This window comes from Streptomyces sp. V3I7, from assembly GCF_030817495.1.
GTDB lineage: Bacteria > Actinomycetota > Actinomycetes > Streptomycetales > Streptomycetaceae > Streptomyces.
On sequence record NZ_JAUSZK010000001.1, the window covers coordinates 5,642,878 to 5,656,739 of the forward strand.

The 13,862-nt window shown below is 70.9% G+C and carries 12 protein-coding genes, 1 tRNA gene and 1 pseudogene; 10 read left to right on the forward strand and 4 right to left on the reverse strand.

Going from position 1 to position 13,862, the window contains the following annotated elements; translation table 11 throughout:
- The first annotated feature begins 35 nt into the window (after positions 1-35).
- The 8 genes from QFZ74_RS26180 (at position 36) to QFZ74_RS26215 (ending at position 8,680) form a co-directional block, all read left to right on the forward strand.
- Positions 36-1,268 carry an inositol-3-phosphate synthase gene (locus tag QFZ74_RS26180; protein WP_307623289.1) on the forward strand — a complete coding sequence of 411 codons (1,233 nt, stop codon included), beginning with the start codon at positions 36-38 and terminating at the stop codon, positions 1,266-1,268.
- Complete coding sequence (locus tag QFZ74_RS26185) at positions 1,265-2,377, forward strand: SCO3242 family prenyltransferase (RefSeq protein WP_373462438.1); 1,113 nt, start codon at positions 1,265-1,267, stop codon at positions 2,375-2,377. The genes QFZ74_RS26180 and QFZ74_RS26185 overlap by 4 nt, the downstream gene beginning before the upstream one ends.
- Complete coding sequence (locus QFZ74_RS26190; protein WP_307623290.1) at positions 2,374-3,345, forward strand: sugar phosphate isomerase/epimerase; 972 nt, start codon at positions 2,374-2,376, stop codon at positions 3,343-3,345. Before QFZ74_RS26185 ends, QFZ74_RS26190 begins: the two co-directional genes overlap by 4 nt.
- On the forward strand, positions 3,342-4,049 hold the full coding sequence (locus QFZ74_RS26195) for an EboA domain-containing protein (RefSeq protein ID WP_307623291.1): 708 nt from the start codon (positions 3,342-3,344) through the stop codon (positions 4,047-4,049). Before QFZ74_RS26190 ends, QFZ74_RS26195 begins: the two co-directional genes overlap by 4 nt.
- A complete protein-coding gene (locus QFZ74_RS26200; protein WP_307623292.1) occupies positions 4,049-4,927 on the forward strand; it encodes a TatD family hydrolase in 879 nt (292 codons plus the stop codon). The genes QFZ74_RS26195 and QFZ74_RS26200 overlap by 1 nt, the downstream gene beginning before the upstream one ends.
- Before the next feature lie 3 nt (positions 4,928-4,930).
- Complete coding sequence (gene eboE / locus QFZ74_RS26205; RefSeq protein WP_307623293.1) at positions 4,931-6,172, forward strand: metabolite traffic protein EboE; 1,242 nt, start codon at positions 4,931-4,933, stop codon at positions 6,170-6,172.
- Entirely contained in the window at positions 6,169-7,566 is a 1,398-nt protein-coding gene (locus QFZ74_RS26210; RefSeq protein ID WP_307623294.1) for a nucleotide pyrophosphatase/phosphodiesterase family protein, read from the forward strand. The genes eboE and QFZ74_RS26210 overlap by 4 nt, the downstream gene beginning before the upstream one ends.
- Positions 7,567-7,639: 73 nt before the next feature.
- Positions 7,640-8,680 carry a sugar phosphate isomerase/epimerase gene (locus tag QFZ74_RS26215; protein WP_307623295.1) on the forward strand — a complete coding sequence of 347 codons (1,041 nt, stop codon included), beginning with the start codon at positions 7,640-7,642 and terminating at the stop codon, positions 8,678-8,680.
- A gap of 53 nt (positions 8,681-8,733) precedes the next feature.
- On the opposite strand, the pseudogene QFZ74_RS26220 reads toward QFZ74_RS26215, so the two are convergent.
- Positions 8,734-9,029: pseudogene (locus tag QFZ74_RS26220) on the reverse strand (thiamine pyrophosphate-binding protein); the annotation flags it as partial.
- A gap of 358 nt (positions 9,030-9,387) precedes the next feature.
- Here QFZ74_RS26220 and QFZ74_RS26225 point away from each other — a divergent pair.
- Positions 9,388-9,472 (forward strand) — tRNA-Leu (locus QFZ74_RS26225).
- 246 nt (positions 9,473-9,718) lie between these two features.
- On the opposite strand, the gene QFZ74_RS26230 is transcribed toward QFZ74_RS26225, so the two are convergent.
- Together QFZ74_RS26230 and QFZ74_RS26235 are read right to left on the reverse strand one after the other, a co-directional pair.
- On the reverse strand, positions 9,719-11,521 hold the full coding sequence (locus tag QFZ74_RS26230) for a hypothetical protein (RefSeq protein WP_307623296.1): 1,803 nt from the start codon (positions 11,519-11,521) through the stop codon (positions 9,719-9,721).
- 95 nt (positions 11,522-11,616) lie between these two features.
- Complete coding sequence (locus tag QFZ74_RS26235) at positions 11,617-12,618, reverse strand: hypothetical protein (RefSeq protein ID WP_307623297.1); 1,002 nt, start codon at positions 12,616-12,618, stop codon at positions 11,617-11,619.
- Positions 12,619-12,639: 21 nt separating this feature from the next.
- Between QFZ74_RS26235 and QFZ74_RS26240 the strand changes: the two genes are divergently transcribed.
- The gene (locus tag QFZ74_RS26240) at positions 12,640-12,960 is read left to right on the forward strand and encodes a helix-turn-helix transcriptional regulator (RefSeq protein ID WP_079259476.1); all 321 of its coding nucleotides are present in this window, start codon (positions 12,640-12,642) and stop codon (positions 12,958-12,960) included.
- Positions 12,961-13,170: 210 nt separating this feature from the next.
- Here QFZ74_RS26240 and QFZ74_RS26245 read toward each other — a convergent pair whose 3' ends face one another.
- Complete coding sequence (locus tag QFZ74_RS26245; protein WP_307623298.1) at positions 13,171-13,692, reverse strand: hypothetical protein; 522 nt, start codon at positions 13,690-13,692, stop codon at positions 13,171-13,173.
- Positions 13,693-13,862: the final 170 nt, after the last annotated feature.

The following is a 13,862-nucleotide window of genomic DNA, read 5'->3' on the forward strand; positions in this document are numbered from 1 at the left end:
CCCCGTCCGGGTGCGCGCACGCCAGGAGGCTGCCCATGTCCGTGTCGTCGTCCTCTTCGTCGTCCTCTTCCCGAACCAGCGTGGGGGTGTGGCTGATCGGTGCCCGCGGCTCCGTCGCCACCACCGTCGTGGCGGGCTCCGCCGCCGTGGCCGCCGGCCTGCGACCACCCACCGGCATGGTCACCGAGACACCCCCGTTCGCCCGGTGCGCCCTCCCGCCCCTCACCTCCCTGGTCTTCGGCGGCCACGACACCATCGACTGCCCCCTGCCCAAACGCGCCGAGGCCCTCGCCGCGGGCGGCGTACTGCCCCACGGCCTCCCCGCGGCCGTGGCCACCGAACTCGCCGCGGCGGACGCCGAGATCCGTCCGGGCGGACCGGTGCCGGGAGACACCCGCGCCCCTGAGCAACTCATCACCTCCTTCGCCGCCGACATCCGCGACTTCGTACGGCGCAACCGGCTGACCCGCGCGGTGGTGGTCAACGTGGCCTCCACCGAGCCCGCCCCAACCGGCGACGCCCTCCCGCCCAGCTCGCTCTACGCGGCCGCCGCCCTGCGCGCGGGCTGCCCGTACGTGAACTTCACCCCGTCGACCGGCCTGCACCACCCTGCTCTCGCCGCAGAGGCCGCGACCGCCGACGTGCCTTTCGCGGGCCGCGACGGCAAGACCGGCCAGACCCTGCTCCGCGCCGTCCTCGGCCCGATGTTCGCCCAGCGCGCGCTCACCGTACGGGCCTGGTCCGGCGCCAACCTCCTGGGCGGCGGCGACGGCGCCAGCCTCGCCGACCCGGGCGCCGCCGCCGCCAAGAACGCCGGCAAGGAACGGGTCCTCGCCGACACCCTCGGCACCACCCCCGAAGGCCAGGTGCACATCGACGACGTCCCCGCCCTCGGCGACTGGAAGACCGCCTGGGACCACATCGCCTTCGACGGTTTCCTCGGCACGCGCATGGTCGTCCAGACCGTCTGGCAGGGCTGCGACTCCGCCCTCGCCGCACCCCTGGTCCTGGACCTCGCCCGTCTCACTCTCCGCGCCCACGAGACCGGCCTCACCGGCCCCTTGACCGACCTCGGCTTCTACTTCAAGGACCCCCTCGGCAACGGCCCCTCGGCCCTGGGAGAGCAGTACGCGGCGCTGGTGGGATTCGGGGAGCGGTTGGGGTTGGCGGATCCGGGGTCTGGGTCGGGGGCGGCCGGGCTGGGGCCGGGGGCCCGGTTGGGGTTGCGGTCGGAGTCAGGGTTGGGGGAGGAGGGGGTTCAGGGATGAAGCCCTGGGGTGGCGCAGTTCGGGGAAGAGGCTCGGGTCGGGGCAGGAGCGCGAGCAGAGGCGGTGGTGCGTGTCGAGGGAGCGGCGCGAGCGGGGATGGTGGTGCGGGTCGGGGGAGCGGCGCGAGCGGGGACGGTGGTGCGGGTCGGGATGGTGGTGCGGGTCGGGGCAGCGGCGCGAGCGGGGACGGTGGTGCGGGTCGGGGCAGCGGCGCGAGCTGGGACGGCGGTGGGCTGCGTGCCTGGGCCGAACTGCTGCGGCTGCCCGCCCTGTTCACCGTCCCCGGTGACGCCCTCGCCGGTGCGGCCGCTGTCGCGGACCGCCCGAACTCCCGCACCCTGCTCGCCATCGGTTCCTCCCTCTGCCTGTACGAGGCGGGCATGGCCCTCAACGACTGGGCCGACCAGGACGAGGACGCCGTCGAACGCCCGCACCGTCCCCTCCCCTCCGGCCGCGTCCACCCCGCCGCCGCCCTCACTGCCGCCTGCGTCCTGACCACGGCGGGCCTGGCCCTGGCCGCCCGCGCGGGCCGTGCCGCCCTGACCGTCGCGACCCCGCTGGCCGCGACCGTGTGGGCCTACGACCTGGCCCTGAAACGCACCCCGGCCGGCCCGGCAGCCATGGCGACGGCCCGAGGCCTCGACCTGCTCCTCGGCGCGGCGGCCACCCGGCCCTCCACTCCCCCCTTCCGCTCCGCCCTGCCCTCGGCCGCCCTCCTGAGCACCCACACCCTGGCGGTCACCGTCGTGTCCCGCCGCGAGACGACCGGTGGTTCCTCGCTGGCTCCCCTGACCGCCCTGGCCGCGACCGGCGCGCTCACGTTCTTCCTCTCTCACAACCGCACCGGGTCAACCGCCGGGCCCCTGCAAGGGACCTTGCGCACCTCCCTCACCACTGCCTACGCCACGGCCGCCGCCCGCCCCTACTTCCACGCCGCCCTCAACCCCTCACCCCCACTCACCCAACGAGCCGTCGGCGGCGGCATCCGCGCCACGGTCCCGCTCCAGGCCGCCCTCTCCGCCCGGGCCGGCGCCCCGCTCTCGGCCCTGCTCACCGCCGCCCTGGCCCCGATCGCGCGCAGGTTCGCAAGGAAGGTGAGCGTCACATGAGTAAGCAGCCCCCTGCCGTCCACAACGGCCCCGTCCCCGCCGGAGCTTCGAACGGCACGCCGCTCCGCTTCGGCTATGGCACCAACGGCCTCACCGACCTGCGCCTCGACGACGCCCTCGCCCTCCTCGCCGACCTCGGCTACGACGGCGTCGGGCTGACCCTCGACCACATGCACCTCGACCCGCTCGCCCCCGACCTGGCCGCCCGCACCCGCCGCGTGGCGAAGCGGCTGGCCGAACTCGGACTGGCGGTCACCGTCGAGACAGGCGCCCGCTATGTGCTCGACCCCCGGCGCAAACACGGCCCCTCTCTGCTCGACCCCGACCCGCAGGCTCGCGCCCGCCGGGCGGACCTGCTCGTCCGCGCCGTCCAGGTCGCCGCCGACCTCGGAGCCCACGCCGTCCACTGCTTCAGCGGCATCACCCCGCCCGACACCGACGAGGCCACCGCCTGGCGGCGACTGGCCGAGACACTCACCCCGGTCCTGGACACCGCCGCTGCCGCCGGCATCCCCCTGGCCGTCGAACCCGAACCCGGTCATCTCCTCGCCACCCTCGCCGACTTCCACCACCTCAGGCACACCCTCGGCGACCCCGAACCCCTCGGGCTCACCCTCGACATCGGCCACTGCCAGTGCCTCGAACCCCTCCCTCCCCTCGACTGCATACGCGCCGCCGCGCCTTGGCTGCGGCACGTCCAGATCGAGGACATGCGCCGCAGTGTGCACGAACACCTCCCCTTCGGCGAGGGCGAGATCGACTTCCCACCCGTCCTGGCGGCCCTCGCCGCCACCGGCTACCAGGGCCTGACCGTCGTCGAACTGCCCCGCCACTCCCACGCCGGCCCCCACCACGCGGCCCGCTCGCTCCCCTTCCTGCGCGACTCGGCACCTCCGTCGACGCCTCAGGCGCCCGAAGCGCGCCCCCTCGGCGACACCTCCGCCACCTCTGAAGGGAGAACGGCATGACCAACCGGCACACCCCGCCGAACACCGCGGTGACCGCCGTCGCGGACGCCGGCGCCCCGGCCTCGCCGGACGACCTCCTCGCCCGCCTGCACGCACACCTCCTCGAGGACGCCCGCGCCTGGCTGGACCGGGCCCTGGCGGAGGCGGCGGCCCCGACCACCGGATCAACTCCCGTCTGGGAGACGCGCCTCGCGGAGGCCGGCCGCCGCTGCGGCCGAGGACTCGCCGACGCCGCCCGCGTCTTCATCCTCCACGCGGCCGCAGCCGACGCCGACGTCCTCACCCGTGTCTACCGCCAGGGCACCGCCGACGAGCGCCGCGCCGTCCTGCACGCCCTGCCCCACCTCGTCCCGGGCCCCGATGCCCTCCCGCTCGTCGAGGACGCGCTCCGCACCAACGACACCCGCCTCCTGGCCGCCGCCGTCGGCCCGTACGCCGCCCGGCACCTGGAGCCCCACGCCTGGCGGCACGCCGTCCTCAAGTGCCTGTTCACCGGCGTACCCGTCGATGAGGTGGCGGACCTCGCCGGGCGGGCCCACGGCGACGTCGAGCTCGCCCGCATGCTCGACGACTACGCCGCCGAACGGACCGCCGCTGACCGTCCCGTGCCCCCGGACCTGTACCGCGTTCTGGCCCTGACCGCGTCCTCGGCCCCACCGGAGGCCGGGGACGACCCCCACGGCAAGAAGTCCGAGGAGTCCTGATGCGCATCTTCGACCCCCATATCCATATGACGTCCCGGACCACCGACGACTACGAGGCCATGTACGCGGCGGGCGTCCGCGCCGTCGTCGAGCCCTCGTTCTGGCTGGGCCAGCCCCGTACCTCGGCCGCCTCCTTCCTCGACTACTTCGACTCCCTGCTGGGCTGGGAGCCGTTCCGCGCCGCCCAGTACGGCATCGCCCACCACTGCACGCTCGCCCTCAACCCCAAGGAGGCCGGCGACCCCCGCTGCGTGCCCGTCCTCGACGAACTGCCCCGGTATCTCGTCAAGGACCAGGTCGTGGCCGTCGGCGAGATCGGCTACGACTCCATCACCCTGGCCGAGGACACCGCCCTCACCGCCCAGCTCCAGCTCGCCGCCGACCACGGGCTGCCCGCCCTGGTGCACACCCCCCACCGCGACAAGCTCACCGGCCTGCGACGCACCCTCGACGTAGTGAAGGAATCCGCGCTGCCGCCGGACCGCGTCCTCGTCGACCATCTCAACGAGGTCACCGTCAAGGCGGCCAAGGACGGCGGCTGCTGGCTCGGCTTCTCCGTCTATCCCGACACCAAGATGGACGAGCGGCGGATGGTCGCGATCCTGCGCGAGTACGGCCCCGACCGCGTTCTGGTCAACTCCGCCGCCGACTGGGGCAGAAGCGACCCGCTCAAGACCCGCAAGGTCGCCGACCTCATGCTCGCCGAGGGGTTCACCGAGGACGACGTCGACCTGGTGCTGTGGCGCAACCCCGTCGCCTTCTACGGGCTCAGCGGCCGCCTGAACCTCGACGTCGCGCCGACCGACGTCACCTTCGAGGGCAACAGCATCCTGCGCGGCACCCCGCAGCACCCCGTCGCCTCCGCCCGGGAGGCCTGAGCCGTGCGCTTCCGCCACCCCGACGGCTCGATCGTCCACCTCGCCTACTGCACCAACGTCCACCCCGCCGAGACCCTCGACGGCGTCGTCGCCCAACTCCGCGACCACTGCGAACCCGTCCGCCGACGGCTCGGCCGCGACCGGCTCGGCATCGGGCTGTGGCTCGCCCGGCACGCGGCCCGCGCCCTGGACACCGACCCCGCCGCCCTCCGTTCCCTGCGCTGCGAACTGGACCGACGCGGCCTCGAAGTCGTCACCCTCAACGGCTTCCCGTACGAGGGCTTCGGCTCCGACGAGGTCAAGTACCGCGTCTACCGGCCGGACTGGGCCGACCCCGAGCGCCTCGACCACACCACCGCCCTCGCCCGCGTCCTCGCCGGCCTCCTCCCGGACGACACCACCGACGGCAGCATCTCCACCCTGCCGATCACGTGGCGCACCCCGCTGCCCCCGGCCACCACCGCCACGCCCCCGCGGCCGACCCCGACGGCGGCCGACCCGACCCCGGAAGCGCGCCACGTCGCCCAGCGCGTCGACCTCGCCCGTACCGCCCTGCGCACCCTCGCCGACCGCCTCGACGCCCTGGAGGAGCTGACCGGACGCTCCATCCGTGTCGGCCTGGAGCCCGAGCCCGGCTGCGTCGTGGAGACCACCCGTGACGCGATCGCCCCGCTGACCGCGATCGGCCACGAACGCATCGGCATCTGTGTCGACACCTGTCATCTCGCCACCTCCTTCGAAGATCCGCGCACCGCCCTGGACGCGCTCACCCGAGCCCGCGTCCCGATCGTCAAGTCCCAGCTCTCAGCCGCCCTGCACGCGGAACACCCCCACCTCCCCGAAGTCCGCGAGGCCCTGGCCGCCTTCGCCGAACCCCGCTTCCTGCATCAGACCCGCGCCGTCACCGACACCGGCACGCACGGCACCGACGACCTCGACGAGGCGCTCCGGGGTGATGTCCTGCCCGACACCACTCCCTGGCGGTCCCACTTCCACGTCCCGCTGCACGCGGACCCCACCGCGCCCCTCACCTCCACACTCCCGGTCCTCCGCGCCGCCCTGGCCCGCCTCGTCGGCGGACCCCACCCGTTGACCCACCACCTCGAGGTCGAGACCTACACCTGGCAGGCCCTCCCGCCCGAGCTGCGACCTCGCGCCCGCGCCCAGCTCGCCGACGGCATCGCCGCCGAACTCACCCTGGCCCGCGACCTGCTGACCGACCTCGGACTGAAGGAGCTCCCGTGACCACGCCCCGGGCCACCACGGGCCCGACCCCGCTCCTCGTCCTCGACGTCGTCGGCCTCACCCCCCGTCTCCTCGATCACATGCCCCACCTCAAGGCGCTCGGCCGATCCGGCTCGCGCGCCGCCCTCGCCACCGTGCTGCCCGCCGTCACCTGCGCCGCCCAGTCCACGTTCCTCACCGGCACGATGCCGTCCGAGCACGGCATCGTCGGCAACGGCTGGTACTTCCGCGAGCTCGGCGACGTACTCCTGTGGCGCCAGCACAACGGCCTGGTCGCCGGTGACAAACTCTGGGACGCCGCCCGCCGGGCCCACCCCGGCTACACGGTCGCCAATATCTGCTGGTGGTACGCCATGGGCGCCGACACCGACATCACCGTCACCCCCCGTCCGGTCTACTACTCCGACGGCCGCAAGGAGCCCGACTGCTACACCCGGCCGGCGGCTCTGCACGATGAACTCACCGACAAGTTCGGCACGTTCCCCCTCTTCCACTTCTGGGGCCCGGGCGCCGACCTCGTCTCCAGTCGATGGATCATCGACGCCACGCGGTACATCGTCCGCACCCGCCACCCCGACCTGGCCCTGTGCTACCTCCCGCACCTCGACTACGACCTGCAGCGTTACGGCCCCGACGACCCGCGCTCCCACCAGGCGGCCGCCGACCTGGACACGGCTCTGGCCCCGCTCCTGGACGACGCCCGCGCCGAGGGCCGTACCGTCGTCGCGCTGTCCGAGTACGGCATCACCCGCGTGGACCGGCCAATCGACATCAACCGCGCCCTGCGCCGCGCAGGCCTGCTGGAGGTCCACACGCAGGACGGCATGGAATACCTGGACCCGACGGCCTCCCGCGCCTTCGCGGTCGCCGACCACCAGATCGCCCACGTCTACGTCCGCCGCCCCGAGGACCTCGACGCCACCCGGGCCGCCCTCGCAGACCTGCCAGGCATCGGCCAACTCCTCGACGACGAGGGCAAGAAGACCCACCACCTCGACCATCCGCGCTCCGGCGAGCTGGTCGCCGTCGCGGAGCCGGACGCCTGGTTCACGTACTACTACTGGCTCGACGACAGCCGCGCCCCCGACTTCGCGCGGACGGTCGAGATCCACCGCAAACCCGGGTACGACCCGGTCGAGCTGTTCATGGATCCCCTCGACCCCTACGTCAAGGTCAAGGCCGCCACCGCGCTCGCCCGGAAGAAGCTCGGCATGCGCTACCGCATGGCGGTCGTGCCCCTCGACGCGTCACCTATTCGCGGCAGCCACGGCCGCCTTCCCGCGAGCGACGACGACGGTCCGCTCCTCATCTGCTCCACCCCCCGCGCTGTCGGCGACCGCCTCGCGGCCACCGATGTGAAGTCACTCCTGCTCCACCTCGCCGGTCTCTCCTGACCGGTTGTCCCGACTGGTCACCAGTGAAGCACTCACCACTGACAACGCCCCGCGACACCGAGGAGTTCCAGGCATGAGCCGCAATATCCCGATGGATCCCGAACTGGCCCACCGCCTCACCAGACGAGGCATGCTCGGCGTGGCCGCGGGCGCCACCGCCGCCGCGCTGCTGGGCGCCGCCGCCACCCCCGCCATGGCCACCACCCCGGCCGATGCGGCCGCCGCCCGCCGCAGCCGTCCCGTCCTGCCACCCGGCCGGCTCGGCATCCAGCTCTACAGCCTGCGGGACAAGGTCGCCTCGCTGGGCTTCGCTCCCGTCTTCGCCGAGCTGGAGAAGTACGGCTACGACGAGGTCGAGTTCGCGGGGTACACCCAGGGCACGGGTGGCCCGATCAGCCTCGCCCAGCTGAAGCGGCTCGCGCGGGACCACGGCCTCAAGCCCATCGGCAGCCACGTCGGCTACTCCTCCGACGACCCGAACGCGTACACCTTCGCGCAGAACCTCACCCAGGTCCTCGACGACGCCGAGGCACTCGGCCTCCCGCACATCGGCACCGCCTCCGGCCCGGGCCGCTACGGGAACACCGTCGACGCCTGGAAGCGCGCCGCCGAGGAGTTCAACACCTACGGCGCGGCGGCCAAGGCACGCGGCATGAAGTTCTACCAGCACAACCATTCCGACGAGTTCGGCTTCGCCACCGACGACCCCAAGGTCCGTCTCTACGACGTCCTGCTCGCCGAGACCGACCCCGACCTCGTGTTCCTGGAGATGGACGTCTTCTGGGCCTACGCGGGCCAGTTCCGCTTCTCCAAGCGGCCCGACGGCACGCCCGCGCCCTTCGAGCCGCTCGACTACGTCCTCGACCAGCCGCACCGCTACCCGCTCTTCCACGTCAAGGACGGCGTGAGCGACCCCTCGAACCAGTTCGGCTACCGCATGGTGGACGTCGGCGACGGCGACATCGACTACCAGCGCTTCATCTCCGCCGTGTCCCGGCTGCGCGGCGAACGGCCGGCCCACCACTGGCAGGCCGAGCACGACAACCCGACCGAGTCGTTCACGTTCGCGCGCCGCTCCAGCGCCTACCTGCACGCGCTGCGGGAGACGTGCTGACACCGCTTTCCTCGCACACGCCTGAGGAGGCCCTCCCCTGCGGACCGGGGGAGGGCCGAGTCCGGCACGTTCGCCGCGAACTTGATGATCGGCGTCATCATGTCGACGTGCGGCAGGTCCTGCAGCGACCCCATCCTGTGCTGGGCCAGCGCCCCCTGCCCACCGATCAGCAGCATCGGCGACTCGACCCGGAAGGCGTTGGCCACCCGGTGACCGCACCAGTCGTTCCCGGCCCCGCGGTGACGACGGCGCACCCCGGCTTGCTGGTGACACGGGCGTACCCGTCCGCGGCATGGGCGGCGACCTCCTCATGACGTACGGAGATCACGTCCTGGGTGTCGTCGGGCATGGCGAGGTCCTGTCCCTTCTTAGGGAGAAGCTCGGCCGGTACATATTGCATACAGTCGACGAATAGTGTATGAAGCCCGTTATCCCGCATCCGGTAGATGGTGTCCAGGGGGCGTGCGGGACTACTTTTCGACCAGGGGGCGCCCGGTGGCCGCCGGTCCGAGTGAAGCGCGACGCACACTCCACGCCGTCGCCTCGGTAGCGACGTGCTCGCGCACGGTGACGGCCCGCGTCCCCGGCCGGATCGGCCCCGTGCAGGGTGCCTCACGGCAGATACGCAGGTGAAAGGCACTCCGAAACCTTGGTATTGTTGTCCATGTCGCCGCGGGGAACACCCCCGGCAAGGCGGCAGACACCTAGTCCGGGTGGCGGAATGGCAGACGCGCTAGCTTGAGGTGCTAGTGCCCTTTATCGGGCGTGGGGGTTCAAGTCCCCCCTCGGACACTTTATTGGGACGTTCACGAGATCGTCCCGAAGCGTTCACGAATTACCGGTCGAGTCATGTGACTCGCCGGTATTTCGTCGTTTCTGGGGCCTCGAGCCTCGTGATCGGCTCGATGAGGGGGTGAGGCGGTGGCGGTCCAGGTACTGCGCCTCTCACCTGCGGAAACAGGACATGCCTGCGCGACGGCTGGTAGCCGTGGCGCAGGCATGTGGGGTTTTCAGGGGGCGGAGCGCGACGGAGGCGCGTCACTCGCGTGGCGGAGGCTCGACCTCCTCGGTCGGAAGCGGTCGCGCCAGGGGCGGGTCGGAGGGCTCACCGGGTTGGGTGACGGCGCTCTGCGTGCCGGCCTTGCGGGGCTGGATGCCCTGATCGCGGAGGAACCGTCGGATGGCTCTGAGGTTCGCCACGAAGATGATGACGGCATTGAGCAGGGTCTGTGCGACGCGTCCGTGCGGCAGGCGGAGCTGGGGATTGTCGATGCTGTCGAGGGCGGACTTCTTCAGGTTGCCGTTGCCGCCCTCGTTCTGACTGCGCAGTCCGGACCAGGCCTCCTGCCACAGAGGGGTGAACAGGGGGTATTTTTGCCGCCACTTGGCCAACACGGTGCCCGGGACGGTGATGCTCTTCCCTCTGCAGATGTCTGGGTGGACAGGGGTGTCCCGCTTGGGCCTGGGAATGGTGGGCAGGGCTGCCGGGGTACGGACAGTGGGGGCGTCGAGGTCGACGACGGTGGACGGGCGTGGCTGGGGCCGGCGGTAGCAGGTGACCGTGGCGTGCGGCCCGAGGGCGGGGCACTGTCGACGTTGATCCCCTGCGGGCCCGTATTCCTTGATCTTGGCCTGGTAGTCCTTCCGGGATTGGATCAGGTTGAGTGCGTGGGCGCGGTCCTCGTCCGTGCGGCTGTCGATGTATGTGGCGCCCGCAGTGACGAGCGGGGCGGGCATCAGCGGGCAGTAGAACTCGCCGCCGACCAGCTGCATGCCGCGGAACTCTCCCTGCCGGTCGACCTTGTCGTCGTTGTAGTGCTTCACCGCGTTGAGCCCGAGTTTCAGCAGCTGCAGATGCAGGTTGTGCGGCTTGGCCTGGGTGATGCCCCGGTCGGCGCAGAACAGGTCTTTGACCAGGCCGCGTTCGAAGGCCGGCTGGATGGCGCGCAGGGCGGCCGGGCCGGGTTCGGTGCCCGGAGTGTGAAGGATCATGCCGAGGCAGACCGCCGGGTAGGCGCCGGCGAGGTCGCCATGGCCATGGCCCGGGAACGCGGCCATCATGGCGTAGCGGAACTCTCTCTTCTCCGGCGCCTTGCGCTTCTTCTCCTGTCCCGACTTGGTCTTGCGAGGCACTGGCTTGTTTGCCGTGCCGCGCCGGGTGCCAGTGTTCGTGGAGGCCGCAGCTTTGCCGCTGGGCCCCGACTTCTTCTGCGTTCCTCCCTTCACGTACATCCCGGCGGTGATCTCAAGCGAGGCCCGGTCCTGGTGGTAGTCCGGCTCTTTGCCCCAAACCGGAACCGGAGTGTCGTCGACCGCGATGTGGTCAGGCCACCGAGCGAAGTCGCCGCGCCGGTAGGAAGCCATCACCGGAGCGAGAATCAGATCCTGGGCGATGGCCTCCAGGTCGCGCACGGTGTCCTGGTTGCCGCGGGCATTCCACTTCCGTCGGATCTTCTTGGCCTCACTGAGCGACAGCCGCTTGCGGCGGTCGTGCGGTGCAGGGTCGAGGCGCCGGGTTATGGAGGACCAGGACCGGTAGACGCGCTTCGACGTCGCGTACTGGTGGTGTGCGACGCGGTCGATTTCTTCTCGGGTTGCGCCCTCGCGGATGTGCAGGTCGACGTTGGGGACGTCAAGGAGGGCTTTGGAGCCTGGAGACAAGGCGAAGAAGAGCGTCTCCCATGCGTCGTTGATGTTCGCGCTCTTGCCCATGTACTGCGACAAGATCAGGCCGATCAGCACTGTGCGGAACGGGAAGCCCTTCGGGCCTGGCCGGTGCTCGTTGGAGGGAAGGCGTTCCAGTACTCCGCTGTGGCGCACGAGGTCGAAGACCTGCCTCACAACGCGGTCGCTGAGGGTACGACCGGGGGCCTGCGGTGCAGGGCGTAAAGCGAGGCCGGTACGCCGGCAGGGTTTGTCCTCTGGGTTCTTCCTGCTCATGCCGCCCCCCGCAACAGATCGGATGCCTCCGCTTCGGGCACGTCGTGGAGGAAGACGAGGTAGCGCGAGAGGCTGTGCAGGGTCCCGAGTCCGGACGCTTTGAGGATCACCTTCAGCGGAATGCCTGCATTGAGCAGATCGACGAGCCAGGTCGTACGCAGCCGCTGGGTCTGCAGCACTGCACCGTCACAACGGCCGATGATCCGCGGGTACTTGGCCAGCCAGTCCGATGCGATGTGCTTGCTGGTGCGGTCCTGCCAGTCCGGCCGGAAGGCGTACGCGTTTGCCGGGATGTGGGCGGCTTCCGCCAGCAGCAGTTCCTCGTAGGCGTACCGGCATACGACAGTGCGCGGACGGCGCCCGTGCACCTTGACCAGTGCCCGGCCGGTGGGGCCCTCGAGGATATCCCGCCCCTGAACGTACACAAGATCCTCAACGGCGAGCCCGCAGCCGACGCCAAGACAGAACAGAAGACAGGCGTTGCGCCGCTGGGCGGGGGTGGGCAGGCTCTGCGCCCAGATCAGCCAGTAGGCGATTTCCGCCGGCGGGTAGGGGGCCACTGGGGCGGCGGTGGCCTTCAGCCGGATCGGCGGATGCTGTCCGAGCTGGTCCAGCAGGAGTGCTTCGGAGGCCCGGCGCAACTGGCTGCTGCAGGTTCGGCGGCTGTTGGCGGCCATGTCGCGGCAGCCGACGAGGATGAACCGTTCGACGGTGCTCTGGTCAAGGATCACCGAGGGGTCGAGCGGGAGGCCCTGGGACTCGACCCAGGCGACCAGCCGTGCGAGCGGAGTCATGACCACGTCTGGGCCGTAGGGTCCCGCTGCGACGGCCATGAATCCCAGCGAGCGGACGACCGGAGCGATGCGGCGCCACTGGGCGGGCGGCACCGTCTCCGCCTTCGGTGCGTAGGCCAGCAGGCGATTCGACACAGCGACCTCCAGGCGCAAGGCCCATGACAGGTGGCCGGTTAACCGGCCACTGGTGTCAGTGTCGATCACGATCTGAAGGAACGCATCTTTATGACCGGAGGCCGAGCGCGCACGGCGCCGCCATGGAGCTACGCCGTCGATCCGGAGGAGTGGCCGGATGCCCGGATCGCCGGGGAGCCCGCCGCGGCGGTGGTCCAGACGATTGCCCGCCGCCTCGCCGCCGCCCTGCGTGAGAGGCCGGAGCTCTCGCTGCGTGCCCTGGCCGCCCAGAGCAACGTCGGCAGACAGACCATCGGCGATCTGCTGGCGGGCGCCACCTGGCCGGATGTGCTGACGGTCTGCCGACTGGAGCGCGCCCTGGGCCTGGCGCTCTGGCCTGGATCGAATGCGACCCAATGTGCTCATGACTGATCCCCAATTGCCTCTTTGAGGTCAGTCGTGCACGCTCAAGTGCGGAATGGCGCAGACGCCCTATAGCGCCACCCGTGGGGGCGCTAGAGTGAACGTGCGCGACGGACCGGAACCCTGCTAGGAGAAGCGTCCGTTCGCGTGTTTGGCGGCCTCCCTCGACCGCTAATCGAGGGAGGCCTGCTTGTTGGGTTAGGGTCGTTCTCGGGTGGATCAAGCAGCCCGGGATGACAGCACGGCCCGGAACATTCCCGGTGCTACGTTTTCCACCTCGCCAAGTTGCTTCATACGGTTGAGGGTTTTTCCTACGGATGAGCGGACCGTCGCGTCCGCTCCCGGGCGCACCGCCGCCGCGATATCGGTGATGGACATTGCCTCTTGAGCGGCGCACAGGAGTGTGAGGATCGCATCGCGCATGCTTCCGTTACGCGGTGGCCCCAGGGTTCGAGTGCCCATGCCCGGGCGCGCATCTTCGGACGAAGGATCCTCGTCGGCGACAGAAACTTCAGGCGGACCCTCCCGGGAGGGTTGGGCGGTTCCCGCGTCCTCGCCAGTGTCCGGCGGCTCTTCGCGGACATCGGTGGATTCGACGCCCTGGCACATCATCGCGTACACAGCTTCCAATGTCGCCAACTCGCCGCGCAGTGAAGTGATCAGCTCCTTCACGGCATGCCGGGCCTGGCTGATGTAGACACCCTTGTCTGACGCAGGTGCGCTGGTCCGGTATCCCGCCATAGCGAACTCCTAAGGAAGGCCGCTGCCAGTGTAGGGACGGCACACTGTGGCACGCACGCCATTCCTGTGAGGCGCTATCAAACGGTCAGCAGTGCGCTCAAGCACGGCAAGTCCGGTCGGGGTTATCGCAGGAATCGACCTGTCTTGACGCAGAGTTGGCTCGCCGGGTT

What these genes read in the sequence shown, in the direction of transcription:
- QFZ74_RS26195 (WP_307623291.1), top strand. Translation starts at nt 3,342, where the DNA reads ATGACCAACCGGCACACCCCGCCGAACACCGCGGTGACCGCCGTCGCG.
- QFZ74_RS26200 (WP_307623292.1), top strand. Translation starts at nt 4,049, where the DNA reads ATGCGCATCTTCGACCCCCATATCCATATGACGTCCCGGACCACCGAC.
- QFZ74_RS26185 (WP_373462438.1), top strand. Translation starts at nt 1,265, where the DNA reads ATGAAGCCCTGGGGTGGCGCAGTTCGGGGAAGAGGCTCGGGTCGGGGC.
- QFZ74_RS26190 (WP_307623290.1), top strand. Translation starts at nt 2,374, where the DNA reads ATGAGTAAGCAGCCCCCTGCCGTCCACAACGGCCCCGTCCCCGCCGGA.
- QFZ74_RS26180 (WP_307623289.1), top strand. Translation starts at nt 36, where the DNA reads ATGTCCGTGTCGTCGTCCTCTTCGTCGTCCTCTTCCCGAACCAGCGTG.
- QFZ74_RS26215 (WP_307623295.1), top strand. Translation starts at nt 7,640, where the DNA reads ATGAGCCGCAATATCCCGATGGATCCCGAACTGGCCCACCGCCTCACC.
- QFZ74_RS26245 (WP_307623298.1), bottom strand. Translation starts at nt 13,692, where the DNA reads ATGGCGGGATACCGGACCAGCGCACCTGCGTCAGACAAGGGTGTCTAC.
- QFZ74_RS26240 (WP_079259476.1), top strand. Translation starts at nt 12,640, where the DNA reads ATGACCGGAGGCCGAGCGCGCACGGCGCCGCCATGGAGCTACGCCGTC.